General features: G+C 67.5%; 17 protein-coding genes. 4 read left to right on the top strand and 13 right to left on the bottom strand.

Annotation, left to right across the window (positions count from 1 at the left end):
• Positions 1-33 precede the first annotated feature (33 nt).
• Positions 34-699, top strand: a complete 666-nt coding sequence (locus ACH438_RS19235; protein ID WP_397006937.1) for a TetR family transcriptional regulator — start codon at positions 34-36, stop codon at positions 697-699.
• Between the two features lie 171 nt (positions 700-870).
• Entirely contained in the window at positions 871-2028 is a 1158-nt protein-coding gene (locus ACH438_RS19230; protein WP_397006935.1) for an acyl-CoA dehydrogenase, read from the top strand.
• Positions 2029-2569: 541 nt separating this feature from the next.
• Here ACH438_RS19230 and ACH438_RS19225 read toward each other — a convergent pair.
• From ACH438_RS19225 to ACH438_RS19200, 6 genes are all read right to left on the bottom strand, one after another.
• Positions 2570-3931, bottom strand: coding sequence for a sensor histidine kinase (locus tag ACH438_RS19225; RefSeq protein ID WP_397006933.1), 1362 nt, complete (start codon positions 3929-3931; stop codon positions 2570-2572).
• On the bottom strand, positions 3928-4632 hold the full coding sequence (locus ACH438_RS19220; RefSeq protein ID WP_397007141.1) for a response regulator transcription factor: 705 nt from the start codon (positions 4630-4632) through the stop codon (positions 3928-3930). Before ACH438_RS19220 ends, ACH438_RS19225 begins: the two co-directional genes overlap by 4 nt.
• 58 nt (positions 4633-4690) lie before the next feature.
• Positions 4691-5008, bottom strand: a complete 318-nt coding sequence (locus tag ACH438_RS19215; RefSeq protein WP_397006931.1) for a hypothetical protein — start codon at positions 5006-5008, stop codon at positions 4691-4693.
• A 109-nt stretch (positions 5009-5117) separates the two neighbouring features.
• Complete coding sequence (locus tag ACH438_RS19210) at positions 5118-6440, bottom strand: sensor histidine kinase (protein ID WP_397006929.1); 1323 nt, start codon at positions 6438-6440, stop codon at positions 5118-5120.
• A 103-nt stretch (positions 6441-6543) separates the two neighbouring features.
• Positions 6544-7221 carry a response regulator transcription factor gene (locus ACH438_RS19205; protein WP_067720599.1) on the bottom strand — a complete coding sequence of 226 codons (678 nt, stop codon included), beginning with the start codon at positions 7219-7221 and terminating at the stop codon, positions 6544-6546.
• Between the two features lie 9 nt (positions 7222-7230).
• Positions 7231-7779, bottom strand: a complete 549-nt coding sequence (locus ACH438_RS19200) for a PH domain-containing protein (RefSeq protein ID WP_397006926.1) — start codon at positions 7777-7779, stop codon at positions 7231-7233.
• 153 nt (positions 7780-7932) lie between these two features.
• Between ACH438_RS19200 and ACH438_RS19195 the strand changes: the two genes are divergently transcribed.
• Positions 7933-8886, top strand: coding sequence for an acyl-ACP desaturase (locus ACH438_RS19195; RefSeq protein WP_397006924.1), 954 nt, complete (start codon positions 7933-7935; stop codon positions 8884-8886).
• An 82-nt stretch (positions 8887-8968) separates the two neighbouring features.
• Here ACH438_RS19195 and ACH438_RS19190 read toward each other — a convergent pair whose 3' ends face one another.
• The 6 genes from ACH438_RS19190 to ACH438_RS19165 all read right to left on the bottom strand — a co-directional run bounded on the left by ACH438_RS19190 (position 8969) and on the right by ACH438_RS19165 (position 14175).
• Positions 8969-9754 carry a biotin--[acetyl-CoA-carboxylase] ligase gene (locus ACH438_RS19190; protein WP_397006922.1) on the bottom strand — a complete coding sequence of 262 codons (786 nt, stop codon included), beginning with the start codon at positions 9752-9754 and terminating at the stop codon, positions 8969-8971.
• Positions 9755-10047: 293 nt separating this feature from the next.
• Positions 10048-10422, bottom strand: coding sequence for a hypothetical protein (locus ACH438_RS19185; protein ID WP_397006920.1), 375 nt, complete (start codon positions 10420-10422; stop codon positions 10048-10050).
• 93 nt (positions 10423-10515) lie between these two features.
• Complete coding sequence (locus tag ACH438_RS19180) at positions 10516-10863, bottom strand: hypothetical protein (RefSeq protein WP_397006918.1); 348 nt, start codon at positions 10861-10863, stop codon at positions 10516-10518.
• Positions 10863-11297 (bottom strand): DUF1707 domain-containing protein, encoded by a 435-nt coding sequence (locus tag ACH438_RS19175; RefSeq protein WP_397006916.1) that lies wholly within the window; start codon positions 11295-11297, stop codon positions 10863-10865. Before ACH438_RS19175 ends, ACH438_RS19180 begins: the two co-directional genes overlap by 1 nt.
• Positions 11298-11406: 109 nt before the next feature.
• Positions 11407-13206: a biotin carboxylase N-terminal domain-containing protein gene (locus ACH438_RS19170; protein WP_397006914.1), complete on the bottom strand. Its 1800-nt coding sequence runs from the start codon at positions 13204-13206 to the stop codon at positions 11407-11409.
• Positions 13207-13284: 78 nt separating this feature from the next.
• Positions 13285-14175: a sulfurtransferase gene (locus ACH438_RS19165; RefSeq protein ID WP_397006912.1), complete on the bottom strand. Its 891-nt coding sequence runs from the start codon at positions 14173-14175 to the stop codon at positions 13285-13287.
• A 175-nt stretch (positions 14176-14350) separates the two neighbouring features.
• On the opposite strand from ACH438_RS19165, the gene ACH438_RS19160 reads away from it, so the two are divergent.
• Positions 14351-15154 (top strand): helix-turn-helix transcriptional regulator, encoded by an 804-nt coding sequence (locus ACH438_RS19160; RefSeq protein WP_397006910.1) that lies wholly within the window; start codon positions 14351-14353, stop codon positions 15152-15154.
• Here the strand turns inward: ACH438_RS19160 and ACH438_RS19155 are convergent.
• Positions 15059-15715 carry a Maf family protein gene (locus ACH438_RS19155; RefSeq protein ID WP_397006908.1) on the bottom strand — a complete coding sequence of 219 codons (657 nt, stop codon included), beginning with the start codon at positions 15713-15715 and terminating at the stop codon, positions 15059-15061. The two genes, ACH438_RS19160 and ACH438_RS19155, sit on opposite strands and share 96 nt — an antisense overlap.
• Positions 15716-15801 lie beyond the last annotated feature (86 nt).

Raw genomic sequence — 15801 nt, 5'->3', positions numbered from 1 at the left:
GATCGGTCCGCGCGGCCGGGCTACGGTGTGCGGATGCCTCACGACCTCAATGAGACTGCCCGTCGTCTGACCGTGGTGGATCAGGCGCTGCGCCTGTTCGCCGAAAAAGGCTATGAGGCAACGACGGTCGACGAGATCGCGGAGGCGGCGGGGATTTCGCGGCGGACCTTCTTCCGGCAGTTCCGGTCGAAGGAGGATGTGGTTTTCGCGGATCACGAGTCGCAACTGCAGCAGGCTCGGGCGTACCTCGATGCGGCGCAGGGGGATCCGTGGGATGCGGTGTGCGAGGCCGTGGTCGAGGTGTTCGAGCGGTTCACGCAGTGGCGGGAGCTGGCGGCGCGCCGGTATCGGGTGGTGCGGCAGGTGCCGGCATTGCGGGAGCGGGAGATCGTGACGGTTTTCCGGTATGAGCGTTTGTTCACGGATTTTCTGCGGAGCCGGTTGCCGGGGGCGTCGGATCTGGCGTTGGTGCAGTTCACGGCGGCGGTGACGGCTACGCACAACTATCTGCTGCGGCGGATGGTGCGCGGGGAGTCGGATGCGGGGGCGGCGGATCTGCGGTCGGCGCTGGCGGGCATTCCGCGGGGGACGGGGGCGGCGCGCGGGGGTGAGGACGAGCTGGTGGTGGCGGTGTTTCCGCGGAGCATGCCGTCCCGGCAGGTCGCTGATCTTCTGACGCGTCGGCTCGATACGCTGTGAGGTGTCCGCAGTGGCGAATCTGACACTGCGTGCCAGGCATTGACCGGTAGATATCTGCATGTGGTCGCGATATCGCGGCGTATACTCGGCTTCGAATGGCACTGAGTGCCGCACAGTTGGAGATGCTGGACAACCAGCGGCGATCCCCCCGACGACCAGGAGACGAACCCCATGGCGGGCAACCCCGACTTCAACCTGTTCCAGCTCGAGGACTTCCACCACGAGCTGCGCGAGGCCATCCGCGGCCTGTCCGAGAAGGAGATCGCCCCCTACGCGAAGGACGTGGACGGCAACGCCCGCTTCCCGCAGGAGGCGCTGAACGCCCTCAACGCGGCCGGCTTCAATGCCGTGCACGTGCCGGAGACCTACGGCGGCCAGGGCGCCGACTCGGTCGCCACCTGCATCGTGATCGAAGAGGTCGCGCGCGTCTGCGGTTCCTCCTCGCTGATCCCGGCCGTGAACAAGCTGGGCACCATGGGCCTGATCCTGAATGGTTCCGAGGAGCTCAAGCACAAAGTCCTCTCGGACATCGTCGCCGGCAAGATGGCCTCCTACGCGCTCTCCGAGCGTGAGGCCGGCTCGGACGCCGCCTCCATGCGCACCCGCGCCAAGGCGGACGGCGACGACTGGATCATCAACGGCTCCAAGTGCTGGATCACCAACGGCGGCAAGTCCGATTGGTACACGGTCATGGCCGTCACCGATCCGGACAAGGGCGCCAACGGCATCTCCTCGTTCCTGGTCCACAAGGACGACGAGGGCTTCGTGGTCGGCCCGCTGGAGCACAAGCTCGGCATCAAGGGTTCCCCCACCGCCGAGCTGTACTTCGAAAACTGCAAGGTCCCCGGCAATCGCATCGTCGGCGAGCCCGGCACCGGTTTCAAGACCGCCCTGCAGACCCTCGACCACACCCGCCCGACCATCGGCGCGCAGGCCGTCGGCATCGCCCAGGGCGCCCTGGACGCCGCGATCGCATACACCAAGGACCGCAAGCAGTTCGGCAAGACCATCGCGTCCTTCCAGAACACCGAGTTCATGCTGGCCGACATGGCCATGAAGATCGAGGCCGCCCGCCTCATGGTCTACACCTCGGCAGCCCGCGCCGAGCGCGGCGAAAAGAACCTCGGCTTCATCTCCGCCGCCGCCAAGTGCTTCGCCTCGGACGTGGCCATGGAGGTCACCACCAACGCCGTCCAGCTCTTCGGCGGCGCCGGCTACACCACCGACTTCCCGGTCGAGCGCATGATGCGCGACGCCAAGATCACCCAGATCTACGAGGGCACCAACCAGATCCAGCGCGTCGTCATGAGCCGCCAGCTGCTCCGCTGATTTCGCACTGATCCACACCTCTCCCGGAGGCGGTTCCGAGTTCCCCTCGGTCCGCCTCCGGACTCGTATCCGGGCCCGGCCACATTCCGGTCCGGCGGTACAGGTTTTGGAGGATGGCATCTGAGATTCGGTTGCGGTTGGGTCCAGCTGGGTGATCGCGAGCTTGGTGATCCGTCCGGACCGGAAAAGCCAAACCGTTGATCTACCAGGACATTCGAGAAAAGTCGGTGGATTGCAGGGCTCATTCCCCCTAACGTTTCCAAACGGAAACAAACTAGGGGGAACGGAAATGAGTCAACGCAGTGGACCCGGCACGATCGCACGAAACTTGGCCGGGATCGGAATCGCGACCGTGATGGCGCTGGGCTGTCCGGTCGCCGGAGCGAGTGCCGTAGCGCGGGAGGACAACTCGTTGTGCGATGGGAACTTCATCGACAATGGGAGTTGCTCTCGGCGGCCCATGCCCTGGCTGGCGCCGGGGATTTGTATCAAACGGAATCCCGATGGGTCTTGCATTCGGGCGCAGCCGCAGAATTGACAGTCAGTGCGGTGGCGGCGCCTCGCCGGGGCTCAGGGTCACGGTGAGGCGGACGCCGCCGAGGGGGCTGTCTTCGATGGTGGCGGTGCCGTTGTGCAGGCGGGCTTGCTGGGCGACCAGGGCCAGGCCGAGGCCGCTGCCGGGGGTTGGGCTGGCGCGGTAGAAGCGGTCGAAGACGCGGGGGCGGTCGGGGGCCGGGATGCCGGTGCCGTTGTCGTCGATGGTGAGGATCACCTTGTCGCGCAGGCGATGTGCGGCGATATCGATGCGGGTGGCGGCGCCGTGGCGGAGGGAATTGGTGACGGCGTTCTCGATGACCGAGCGGAGGCCGGGGGCCAGGCCGCGGAGGTGGAGGGGGTCCACGGCCGTCGTGGTGATGGTGACGGCGGGGTGCAGGCGGGTGGCGTCGTCCACTACCTGGTCGATGATTTCGCCGAGATCGAGGTCTTCCCAATCGGATTCGGTGGTCAGGTCGCCTTGGGCGAGGCGCTCGAGGGCGGCGAGGGTGGATTCGACGGCGGATTGGGTGGTGAGGACCTCGTCAATGATCTCGGTGCGCTCCGACTCCGACATCGGCATCGAGCGCAGGACCTGGAGGTCCGTGCGCATGGCGGTGAGGGGGGTGCGGAGTTCGTGGGCGGCGGTGGCGGCGAAATCCCTTGCGGTGACCAGGGCTTCGGTGGTGTGGCGGCGCTCGTCGGAGATGCGGGCGAGCATGGTGTTCATGGCGTCGGCCAGTTCTGCGGTCTCGCTGGCGGCGGGCTGCCGGGGCGGCTCCAACTCCAGGCGATCGCCGAGGCCCGCGGTGGCGGCGGTGAGGCGGCGCAGCGGGGAGACCGCGCGGGAGGAGAGATACCAGCCGAGCAGGGCCGCCAGCACGGTCGCGGCAACACCGATGGCGATGATGCGAAGACGTTGCTTGGTAATGGAATCCGTGGCCACACTCTGCGGGACCGCCAGTACGACCGGACTGCCGTTCACCGGCACCGTGCGTGCGTACTCGGCCTGCGCCAACGGTGCGGCGGGCTGCGCCACGCCCGCAGTGGGCGGTCGGCCGGGAACCGGCGCCTGACCCGGAGGCGTGGACCGAGCGGAGGTCGCGGGGTGGCCGGGGGTCGCGGACCCATCCGGCACCACGACCGTGTCAGCGGGGTCCCCGGCGCCGGTCGCCCCGTCGTCCGCGCGCGTGACGGCCAGGGCGCTGACCACCGAAACCACTTGTGTCCTGGCGTCGTTCGGGGCGAACGCGAACAATACGGCACTCATCGCCCCGACGACCACGGCCGCCGTCACCGCACTCGCCAGCGCGACACGGGCTCGTAGCGAGAACGGACGCCGTACTCGAAACGCTGTGGGCAGCTTCATGGTTCGAGTCTCAGCACGAAGCCGACGCCGCGCACCGTATGGATGAGCCGGGGCGCACCGCCGGCCTCCAGTTTGCGGCGCAGATAGGAGACGAACACATCCACCACCTTGGTCTGGGTCTCGAAGTCGTAACCCCACACGCGATCCAGTAACTGCGTGCGGGAGAGGACCTGTCCGGGCGCGGCGGAAAGCGCTGCCAGCAGGTCGAATTCACGTTTGGTCAGATCGAGTGGGACACCGTCGACTGAGGCGCGGCGAGCGGACGGCCGGACGGTGAGCGGGCCGATCACGATGCGGTCGTCGCCCTCGGCCGCGGGAGTGGGCGCGCGGCGCAGCATTGCGCGCAGCCGCGCCACCAGCTCCCCCAGGTCGAACGGTTTGGTCAGGTAATCGTCGGCGCCCGCTTCCAGGACGTCGATGCGATCGGTGACCTCCGATCGGGCGCTCAGCACACAGATCGGAATGTCATTGCCCAGCGACCGCAGCGCGGTCACCACCTGCACCCCGTCCAGCGCCGGCATGTTCAGATCCAGCACCATGGCCTGCGGGGCGTCGGTCCCGATATGCCGCAGCGCGGCGGCTCCGTCCGCCGCGGTCTCGACCTCGAAACCGGACATCCGGAGCCCCCGCGCCACCGACGCCAGCACTCGCACGTCGTCGTCCACGACCAGAATCCGGGGGCTGCTCACCACACCGGTCATCGGGCTGTTCACGGCACCGACCCTACTGACGCGACCTGAGACAACTCTCAGCGAACGATCAACCCGCACTGCCCGTCGACGGCATCGCACGCTGCGGCGCGACCGTCACCGCGGGCCCGTCACCCGGCTGGAGCTGTACCCGCTGACCCGGCTGGATCGGCGTCGCGGGCACGGCGTCCACGCCCGGCAGGAAACCGGGAGACGCGGGCACGACGGACACCGTGCCGTCATCGTTCCTGGTGACGGTGATGGTGTCGGACGGGGACACATCGGCCGGTGCGGCATTGGCCACGGCCGGCACCACCAGCGCGGTCACCACCGCCATTCCGGCGAGCCCGCCGACCACGACACCACGGCGCACGCTGCGCTTCTGCATGAGTTCTCCTTCGTTCGCCGGCGATCTTCGCCGTTTCCTCTGGACGAATCCGAAGGTATGAGGCGACTACTCAGCGACCGCTAGCGAACAGTTAGAGAAGTGATAGAAGTCAGCGCGGTTCGGTACTGGGCCCACCGGTATTGCGGAAGGAGCCGGTGCTGGAACCGAGGAACACCGCGAACAGCGCGGGCCGGCGGCGTTGCAGTTCGAGCCGGCCACCGTCGGCTTCGACCAGCGCGCGGGCCAGGGCCAGCCCGACACCGGTGGAACCGGCGGCGGAGAAGCCGCGGTCGAAGATGTGCGGCGCCATTTCGTCACGCACGCCGTCACCTTCGTCCGCCACCTCGACGACGACCAGCGGTTCCCGATCGTCGAGCCGGCCGCTGGTGACCGTCCGCACCGATACCGTGCAGGTGCCGCCGCCGTGCATGAGCGCATTGTCCACCAGCACCGCCACCGCCTCCCGCAATCGCGAACCCGTCACGGGCGCTTTGAGAGTCGGGTCGCCGAGCAGCACCAGTTTGCGTCCCGCCTCCGCGAACGGATGCCGCCATTCGGCGACCACACTGCGCAGTTCGGCCACCACCGGCACCGGGTCACGGTCGGCCGCGCCCTCGTCGCGGGAGGCGCGGACCAGTTCGTCGATGGCGTCGGTGAGCCGATCCACCTGTGCCATGGCCTCTTCCGCCTCGTGTACCACCGCTTGATCGTTGTGCGTGGACAATTCGTCCAGTCGCAGCCGGACCGCGGTCAGGCGGCTGCGCAGCTGATGCGACACATCCGCGACGAGCGCGTGCTCGCGCTGCAGCCGGCCGGCGATCTCCACCGTCGCGGAGTCGAGAACATCGGAGACCCGGTCCAATTCGGTGATGCCGTGCCGGCGCGGATCGGCCCGGAAATCCCCCATGGCCAGGCGCGCGGCGCGCGCCGCCACATCCCGCAGCGGATCCGCCACTCGCCGCGCGGTCACCACCGCCACCGCGATACCCGCGCCGAGCGAGATGAGCACCAGCCCGAGCACCGCGAACAGCGCCTGCTGCTGCATGGAATGCATGGGCGCGGCAGGGGTTTCCATCCGCAGCGACCCGGAGGTGCCCATGGACAGTGACTCCACGACCGGATCGTTCACCGTGTTCACGCCGATATCGATGCGGGAGGCATTGTCCTGCGGCGTCGGATAGACGATGGTCAGCTTGCCGTCCGCCGGGACCAGCAGCCGCACCGAGCGCACATCGAGTTCACCGTGCACCAAGCCGTCGGGCGTGCCCTCCTGGGCCATCACCTCCTCGGCGATGCGATCCAGGCGGGTGCGCAGGTCGTTGCGGGTGATGTCCTCCACCCACTGCCACGCGGTGAACGCCAGCGGCACGCCCAGCACGAGAGTGGTGAGCGTCAGCGCGGCGACCATCGACAGCAGAATTCTGCGTCTCATCGTCGAGATGCCTCGCTTCACGGAGCTATCGGATGGACCGGACTTGTTGCGGGACAGCCAGGGCGCACGGAGCAGCACGGAGAATCCGGATGAAGCTGACGCGTTAATCGGTGTTGAAGCGGAAGCCTACGCCGCGCACCGTGACGATGCGGCGTTCGGCTACCGGTCCCTCGTCGCCGATTTTCCGGCGCAGCCACGACATATGCATGTCGAGAGTCTTGGAGCCGCGCAGATCCGCGTCGCCCCACACCTCCCGCAGAATGGTCTCCCGCGACACCACCTGCCCGGCCCGATCGATCAGCACCTTCAGCAGCTCGTACTCCTTGTTCGCGAGGTTCACCTCGACACCGTTCACCAATACCCGGCGCGCCGCCGGTTCCAGCCGGATGCCGCCCACCTCGACGGCCTCGTCCCCGATTCCGCTGCGCCGCAACAGGGCCCGCACCCGGGCCAGCAGTTCGGCCAGCCGGAACGGTTTGCCCACATAGTCGTCGGCGCCGGCGTCCAGGCCGACCACGAAATCCACCTCGTCGGTGCGCGCGGTGAGCATGAGGACGGCCAGATCGGCGCCGCGAGCACGGACCTGGCGGCACACCTCGAGCCCGTCCATGCCGGGCAGGCCGAGGTCCAGGATCAGTAGGTCGTGGCCGCCTTCGAGGGCCCGCTCGAGCACGGCGGGACCATAACTCTCCACGGTCACCGCGTAGCCCTCACGACCCAAGGCTCGCGACAGCGGCGCGGCAATGGCCTCGTCGTCTTCGGCCAGCAGTACGGCGGTCACGGGACAAGCTTACGGATACACGTTCGAAGATCCGTAAAAGCCACCACCATTGTTCGGATTGTTCTGCACCACATCGAACGCCTGGTGGTAGAGCAGGGCGTGCACCTGCTGCACATGCGGGATGTCGTCGTACTCCAGCGGTTCCTCCGACGCCGACCCGATGATGAGCGTTCCGGTGCCCAGCATGCGGTCGAACAGGCCATGGCGGAACTGCACATTCGAGATGCGGTTCATCGGAATATCGTTGCCCGTGTGGGTGAGTACGCCCTGCCGAATCAGCACCCGGCGGTCGGTGATGATGAAATGCGTCGACTTCCAACGGATCAGCGGTGTGATACTGCGCCACACCACGATCAGCAGCCACACCACCAGAATCCCCAGCAGCAGACCGGATTGCAGGGTGCCGTCCGTATTGCGCACCGTCACACCGGCACCGAATCCGGCCAATGCGGTGATAAGGATGAAAGTCACAGCGGGCCAGAACAACATCTTCCAATGCGGATGCCGATGCAGTAGCAGCCGCTCCTCCGGCGCCAGTGTCTCTTCCGGGTATCCCATACCGAAACCCTATCGCGCGGAGATGTCGGAATGCCGCACGCCGAACAGCGGTCTGGAGCACAATCGTGCGGTTGCCCCGGCATCGGGGGCACGATCCCGCGTTGTTTTTCAGTAGTCCCGCGCAAGTGCTTCAAAGACACTACGGAGGCGTGTGTGACCAGAGAGTTGACGCAGTTCCAAATACTGAAAGAGCTCGAACCGGTAGCCGAAGCGAACCTGAACCGACACCTTTCGATGGCCAAGGATTGGCACCCGCACGACTATGTGCCCTGGGATCAGGGCCGTAACTTCGCCGCGCTCGGTGGCGAGGACTGGGATCCGTCCCAATCCGGGCTCAGCGAGGTCGCCAAGATCGCGATGGTGACCAATCTGCTCACCGAGGACAATCTGCCCTCGTATCACCGGGAGATCGCCGAGAACTTCTCCCAGGACGGCGCCTGGGGCACCTGGGTCGGCCGCTGGACCGCCGAGGAGAACCGGCACGGCATCGTCATCCGCGACTACCTCGTGGTCACCCGCGGCGTCGACCCGGTCGCGCTCGAAGAGGCGCGCATGATCCACATGACCAATGGCGCCCAGTCCCCCGACGACTGGGGCGGTTTCCTGGAGAACGTCGCCTACGTGACCTTCCAGGAACTCGCCACCCGCATCTCGCACCGCAATACCGGCCGGGTGTGCAACGACGCCATCGCCGACCGCATGCTGCAACGCATCGCCGCCGACGAGAACCTGCACATGATCTTCTACCGCACCCTCTGCGGCGCCGGCCTGGACCTGGTGCCCGACCAGGCCATGGCCGCCATCACCAAGGTGCTCACCCATTTCGTCATGCCCGGCTCCGGCATGCCCAACTGGCGGCGCAACGGGGTCATCATGGCCAAGCACGGCATCTACGACCTGCGCCAGCACCTGGAAGAGGTCGTGAACCCGGTACTGAAGAACTGGAACGTGTTCGAGCGCAACGACTTCGGCCCGATCGGCGAACAGGCACGCGACGAACTCGCCGCCTTCGTCGGCCGATTGCAGCAGGACGTCGGGAAATTCGAGGAGCAGCGCGATCGCCTGCTCGCCCGCGAAGCCGCCCGCGGCCAGCTGCAGCCCGCGTAGCGCCGACCCGCGCAGGGCCGCCGGCAACGAGGCCCGGCCCCGCGCCCGCCGAACCGGCCGGAACGACTCGGGTTGCGGGAGTTCAGTATTCGGCGCGCAGGTGGGTGACGTCACCGGCCGAGACAGCGCGGTCGCCGACCAGCAGCCGGCCGTGTTCATCTATCCCCGTCGCGATTCCGGTGAGGATCTCACCGCCCGGCAACTCGGCCCGGACCTGCGCACCGATGGTCGAACACCGATCCCGGTAGGCGGCGGCCAGGTCTGCGATATCCCAGCCCGCGGCCTCCCACGCGGTGAAGCGACCGGCGAACTCGCGCAGGATCGCCGCTGCGAGGGCCGTCCGGTCGGCCTCGGGCACGCCGCACAGCGACAACGAAGTCGCGTGCGGCACAGGCAGTTCCGCCTCGGTGAGGCTCACGTTCAGGCCGATGCCCACCACCACGGCCGGATCCGCGCCGACCGCCGCGACCTCGGCCAGGATTCCCGCCAGCTTCCGGCCGTCGACCAGGACATCGTTCGGCCACTTGAGGACCGCCTTCACCCCGGCGGTGGCACGCACGGCATCGACCGCGGCGATGCCGGTCAGCAGCGGCAGCCACCCCATGACCGCGGGATCGATTCCGCGCACCCGGACAAGCAGCGACATCGCCAGCTGCGCCCGTGGCGGGCTCACCCACACCCGCTCGTGCCGACCGCGGCCGCGCTCCTGCGCCTCGGCGATCAGCACCACCCGGTCGGCCGTCGAATCCGCCGCGCGCGCAGCCAGATCCGCATTGGTGGACCCGGTCGACTCGACCACATCGATCTCCGTGAAGAACGGCCCGGCCTCGCGCCGCAACCGCTCGACTTCCAGGGGTGCCCGGTTCATAGCGCCGACGCTACCCCACCGCCCGCCCGCAACCGCCCTGGCCGGCCCCGCCCCACCCGAACCTGGCGACACCCCCCGGCTGATCCCACCCCACCGGAACCTGGCGACACCCTCGGCTGATCCCGCCCTACCGGAACCCGGCGACAACCCCGGCTGATCCCACCGCATCGGATCCCGGTAACGACCTGGGCGATCTGCTCTGCCCAGCACGAAACCCTCGGCGGGCGGGCCGGAAACGGTGTTCCGGTGCGGGCAACCCCTCGGCGTTCACCCGCACCGGTACACGTAACCCCTCAAGGAGCCGCCTGCAACGCCTCCAGCATTCCGGCGAGCGCCTCGAACAGGCCCGCCATCGTGCCCTCCGGGTCGGAGTCGTAGGTCCCCTCGCCGCCCCCGCCGACGTCATTGCCGGCCTGCGCGAGGTCATTACCGGCCTGCGCGAGCGCCGCACCGGCGCCGGCGATGCCGACCGCGGCGGTCGCCCCCGCGACCGCTGCCTCGACGCGACCGAAGTCGCGCTCGCCCGCACCGGGTTCCGGGCCCTGTTCACCCGGGCCCGGCCCGAACGGCTCGAGATCCGTCACGGTCGGCCGCGGCTCACGAACCCGCCACTGCGTGAACGAGGCCGCGCTTGCTCTTTCGGATTGGTGTCTGCTCCAGTTCCACATGACCGCCTCCCCTTCATCGGTTCGGATTGGCGGTTCCCAGAGTCCACGGCAAAAAGGCCTTGCACCAATGATTTTTGCCGTGCTGTGCGACGTTTACGCAGGTCCGACGGGTTCCAGGCCGAGCGCTCCGGCGGTGAAACGGCGCACCGAACTCAGGCCGTCGGCGAGGGCGTCCGCGTAGCCGTCGCGGGCCCAGCCGGTGATCTCGGCGGTGCCGTCGGAGCCGGGGTGGACGCCGATCTCGGCGACCAGTTCGGCGGTGGTGGGGATGCAGACCGCCCACGAGAAGTGGGTCTCGTCGGCCCATTCCGCGGTGCGGCGGGCGACGTAGCCGGGGTCGGTGATGCCGCCGTCGGCGAGGGCGGGGCGGTCGTCGATGCGCTCGTCGGCGCGGAGGGCGCGCAGATACCAACTGCCCGCATTGATTTCAATGGGTTCCATCAGTAGCCGCGCCGTTCGTCACGGCGATCGCGGCGATCCCGGCGGCGCTGATCGCGATACTCGCGGCGGCGCATATTGTCCCGGCCACCGAACAGCACCGCACCGGCCAGCGGGATCAGCAGGAAGATCCACCACTGGTGCGTGACGAAGAACAGGATCACGCACAGGATCGGCACCACCGGCATGACCCGCTCCGGCCACTGCGTGCCGAAACCGGAACGCTTGGCCACCGGGGCGGGCTTCTCCGACACCGGATCCGGCAGATCCGTGAACACCTTGGCCAGGTCACCGCGGGTCATGGCCGCCGCGACTATCCCACTGCGCTCGTCGAATTCGGCCACGCTCAGCCGGCCGGCGGCGAAGTGATCGGAGAGCCGCTTCATCGCGTCCTCGCGCTCCGCGGTGCCGATGCGGATCTCCGGTGGTTCAGCCATACCTTCGACCTTATCTGGAATTGCGAATGGGCCGCTCATCGGATGAGCGGCCCATTCAGGAGTTTCCCGAAAGTTCGGTTATCTCACTTGATCTCAGCGAGCGCTGTGCTCACTTGATTTCAGCGAGGACGGTGCCCTGTGTGATAGCCGCACCGGCCTCCACCGACAGGCCCGTGATGACGCCGGCCTTGTGCGCGGTGACCGGATTCTCCATCTTCATCGCCTCCAGCACCACCACCAGATCACCGGCCTCGACCGACTGACCCTCTTCGACTGCGACCTTCACCACGGTGCCCTGCATGGGCGCGGTCACGGCATCACCGGACGCGGCGCCACCGGCACCGCCACCACGCTTGCGCGGCTTCGGCTTCTTGCGCACCACACCCGCGGCCGCACCATTGCCCGAAGCGCCTGCGCCGACGGAGAACTGGCCCGGCAGCGACACCTCGAGGCGGCGACCGCCGACCTCGACGACCACCTTCTGCCGCGGCGCCTCGTCCTCGTCATCGATGGGCTGACCACCGGTGTAGGGCTGGATCGGGTTGTCCCACTCGTTCTCGATCCACTTGGTGTAGACGTCGAACTTGGTGCCGTCACCGATGAACGCCGGGTTCTCCACGATGTGGCGGTGGAACGGAATGACCGTGGCCAAACCCTCGATCTCGTACTCGGCCAGCGCCCGCGCCGCACGCTGCAACGCCTGCTCCCGGTTCTCACCGGTCACGATCAGCTTGGCCAGCATCGAGTCGAACTGACCACCGATCACCGAACCGGCGACCACACCGGAATCCACGCGCACACCCGGGCCCGCGGGCTCCTTGTAGACCACGACCGGGCCCGGAGCCGGCAGGAAGCCACGACCGGCGTCCTCACCGTTGATGCGGAACTCGAAGGAGTGCCCACGCGGAGTCGGGTCTTCGGTGATGGAGAGCTCGTGGCCCTCGGCGATGCGGAACTGCTGGCGCACCAGGTCGATTCCCGCGGTCTCCTCGGTGACCGGGTGCTCGACCTGCAGACGGGTGTTGACCTCGAGGAACGAAACCGTCTCGCCCTGAACGAGATACTCCACCGTGCCGGCGCCGTAGTACCCGGCCTCACGGCAGATCGCCTTGGCCGAGGAATGAATCTTCGCGCGCACCTCATCGGACAGGAACGGCGCGGGCGCCTCCTCGACCAACTTCTGGAAACGACGCTGCAACGAGCAGTCACGAGTACCCGCGACCACCACATTGCCGTGCGTGTCGGCGATGACCTGCGCCTCGACGTGGCGCGCCTTGTCCAGGTACTGCTCCACGAAGCACTCACCACGACCGAAGGCCGCCACGGCCTCACGGGTCGCGGACTCGAACAGCTCCGGGATCTCCTCGATGGTGTGCGCGACCTTCATGCCGCGACCGCCACCACCGAAAGCGGCTTTGATGGCCACCGGCACGCCGTACTCCTTGGCGAACGCCACGACCTCGTCGGCGTTCTTCACCGGATCCTTGGTACCCGCGGCCATCGGCGCGTTCGCGCGCTGCGCGATGTGACGCGCGGTGACCTTGTCACCCAGATCGCGGATCGACTGCGGCGAGGGACCGATCCAGATCAGACCCGCGTCCAGCACGGCCTGCGCGAAATCGGCGTTCTCCGACAGGAAGCCGTAACCCGGGTGGATCGCATCCGCGCCGGCCTTCGAGGCGGCATCCAGGATCTTGTCGAACACCAGGTACGACTCCGCCGAGGTCTGACCACCGAGCGCGAAGGCCTCATCGGCGAGCTTCACGAACGGCGCGTCCGCGTCCGGTTCCGCATACACGGCAACGCTGGCGATCCCGGCGTCCTTGGCAGCCCGGATCACGCGCACGGCGATCTCGCCTCGATTGGCTACGAGGACCTTTGTGATCTGCGCGTTGGCATGGTTGGGCACTGAGCCTCCTGTGCTCTGAAAACTTTCGTCTTGGGCGAGTGTAGGCAGTCTGCCAACAACCACCGAACCGGGATAGGGCTACCGAGCAGTAGGCGCAACACCAGCTTCGTCACCGACGACGATCGGGGCACCGACCGCATTAGCCCATTCGGTCCAGGAGCCGTCGTAGTTACGCACTCCGGGCACGCCCAGCAGATACGTGAGGACGTACCAGGTGAGCGCCGACCGTTCTCCGATGCGCGAGTACACCAGCGGTGCATGCCCATCGGAGACACCACCGTAGATCACATCGAGTTCGGCGCGGGGGCGGAACCGCGAATCCGCACCGACCGAGGCGGTCCACGGGATGTTCACCGCGGTCGGAATGTGCCCGGCACGCAGCGCCTGCTCCTCGGGGCGATCCAGCACGACGTGCTCGCCGGTGTACTCCTCGAGCACGCGCGCGTCGATCAGCGTTCCGCCGAGATGAGCGAGCACGTCCTCGCGGAAGGCACGGGCGGCCTTGTCGTCGCGATCGAGGACCGGGTATTCACCGAGGCCGGCGTTGGGCACTTCGAAGGTGGTGTCGCGGGCCTCGGAGATCCAGGCGTCCCGGCCGCCGTCCAGCAGGCGGACATCGGTGTGCCCGAAAAGGGAGAACACCCACAGAGTGGCGGCCGCGGTGCCATTGGCCTTGTCGCCGTAGATGACAACCGTATCGTCGCGTTCAACACCCTTGACACGCATGAGTCGAGAGAAGGCGGCACCATCGATGACATCCCGGGTGAGCGGGTCGATCAGCTCGGTTCGCCAATCGATCTTGATGGCACCGGGGACATGGCCGATGTCATATAGCAATATGTCCTCGTTGGACTCGATGATCTTGAGTCCCGACGCGCCGATGTTTGCCGACAGCCACTCTGTGGTTACTAGTCGGTGAGGATATGCGTAGGAGCCGAACGAGGGATGCGGATCCGGGGCGACGGGCACGTTGTTGGTCCTTCACACGTGGTGGGATGAGTGTAGGTAGATTTTGCGGTTCGAATCTCGACACCGATCGTAGGCATGTACTGGATACGAAACTCGGTTCAGATCACGAATCGGGTGATTGGGCGAATTAAGCGCAGCTTCATCCGATAAAGTCTCCCGAGAGGAGGGGTGAGCTATGTCCGATTCTTGGCCGCGACGACGACTGCTCGCGATCCTACGTGGCGCCAGCGAGCCTCTCGACGCGCAAGAACTGGCGCGCGTCACCGGCCAGCATGTGACTACGGTTCGTTTCCATTTGGACGTCCTCACCCGCGAATCCCTGGTCCGCCAATTCCAGCAGCCCCCGCGCGGCCGCGGCCGCCCGCGCATCGGATACACCGCCGTACAGCGATCCGTCGGCTATCAGGAATTGGCCCAGGTATTGGCCGACCAGCTGGGCAGCGACCCCCGCCGCCGCTCCGACGCCGCCATCGCGGCCGGGCGCGCCTGGGGCGCGAAGATGGAATCGGTGGACCAGCCCGTCGAATCCCTCGACGACGCCAAGGATCTCACCGTCACGCTGATGTCCGAACTCGGCTTCGCACCCGAACGCGACCACGCCACCGAGACCGACGAACAGGCCATGATCCGCATGACCGCCTGTCCGCTGCGCGAACTCGCCCGCACCCACTCCGAGGTGGTGTGCGGCGTGCATTTGGGGCTCATGCGAGAGGTGCTGGACCGCAACGGCGCCCGCGAGCACGTGAACGTGCGCCTGCACCCGTTCGTGGAGCCGGAACTGTGCGTGGCGCGACTGGAGCTCATCGGCGGTGTCCGGCCGCCCGAAGCGGCCGCCGGCAGCGAGGAGGACGGCGCGGAGACCGGGGAACCCCGGCTGGCGCCGTCAACGAGCCGCGTCGCTCCGCAACTCCGCACTGCCGACCCACAACTCCGCAATGCCGACACCAACTTCGGCAAGCAGTCGACGAACCAGCGGTAGGCCGATCCCGATCACACTGGACGGATCGCCGTCGATGCGATCCACGAACCAGCCGCCCATACCGTCGAGGGTGAACGAACCGGCCACCTTCAGGGGCTCGCCGGTGGCGATGTAGGCGTCGAGCTCCTCCGGGCCGGGCGCGGCGAAATGGACTGTGGTGGAACTGCAGTCGGCGGCCTCGGCGCTGATCGCACCGTCTCGCACGCGCAGCACGCAGTGCCCGGTGAGCAGATCGGCACTGCGCCCGGCCATCTCGGCCCAGCGCGCCTTCGCCACCTCGGGCGTATGCGGTTTACCCTGCAGGTTTCCGTCCACGAGCAGCATCGAATCGCAGCCCACCACAACGGAATCGGGGTATTCGGCGGCCAGCGCGGCAGCCACGTCGTGCGCCTTCGCGCGGGCCAGTTCGGTGACCACGTGATCGGGTGTAGTGCCGGCCGGTAGCGCGGCGGCCACCGCGTCCTCGTCCACATTCGAGACCCGGACGACGGGTTCGACACCCGCATTGCGGAGGACGCCCAATCGCGCCGGAGACGCGGAGGCCAGCACGAAGATCGTCACGCCGGGAAGTCTAACGACGTTCCCGGAGACCGCTGATACCGCCCGATGCCCGGCGCATCGGGCCGGGTTCGGCGATACCGCGGGGT

The organism is Nocardia sp. NPDC020380 (assembly GCF_044386975.1).
In the GTDB taxonomy this organism is placed as follows: Bacteria; Actinomycetota; Actinomycetes; order Mycobacteriales; family Mycobacteriaceae; genus Nocardia.
Note: the sequence above shows the minus strand (reverse complement) of the source record. Positions and strands in the feature narration are given on the sequence as shown.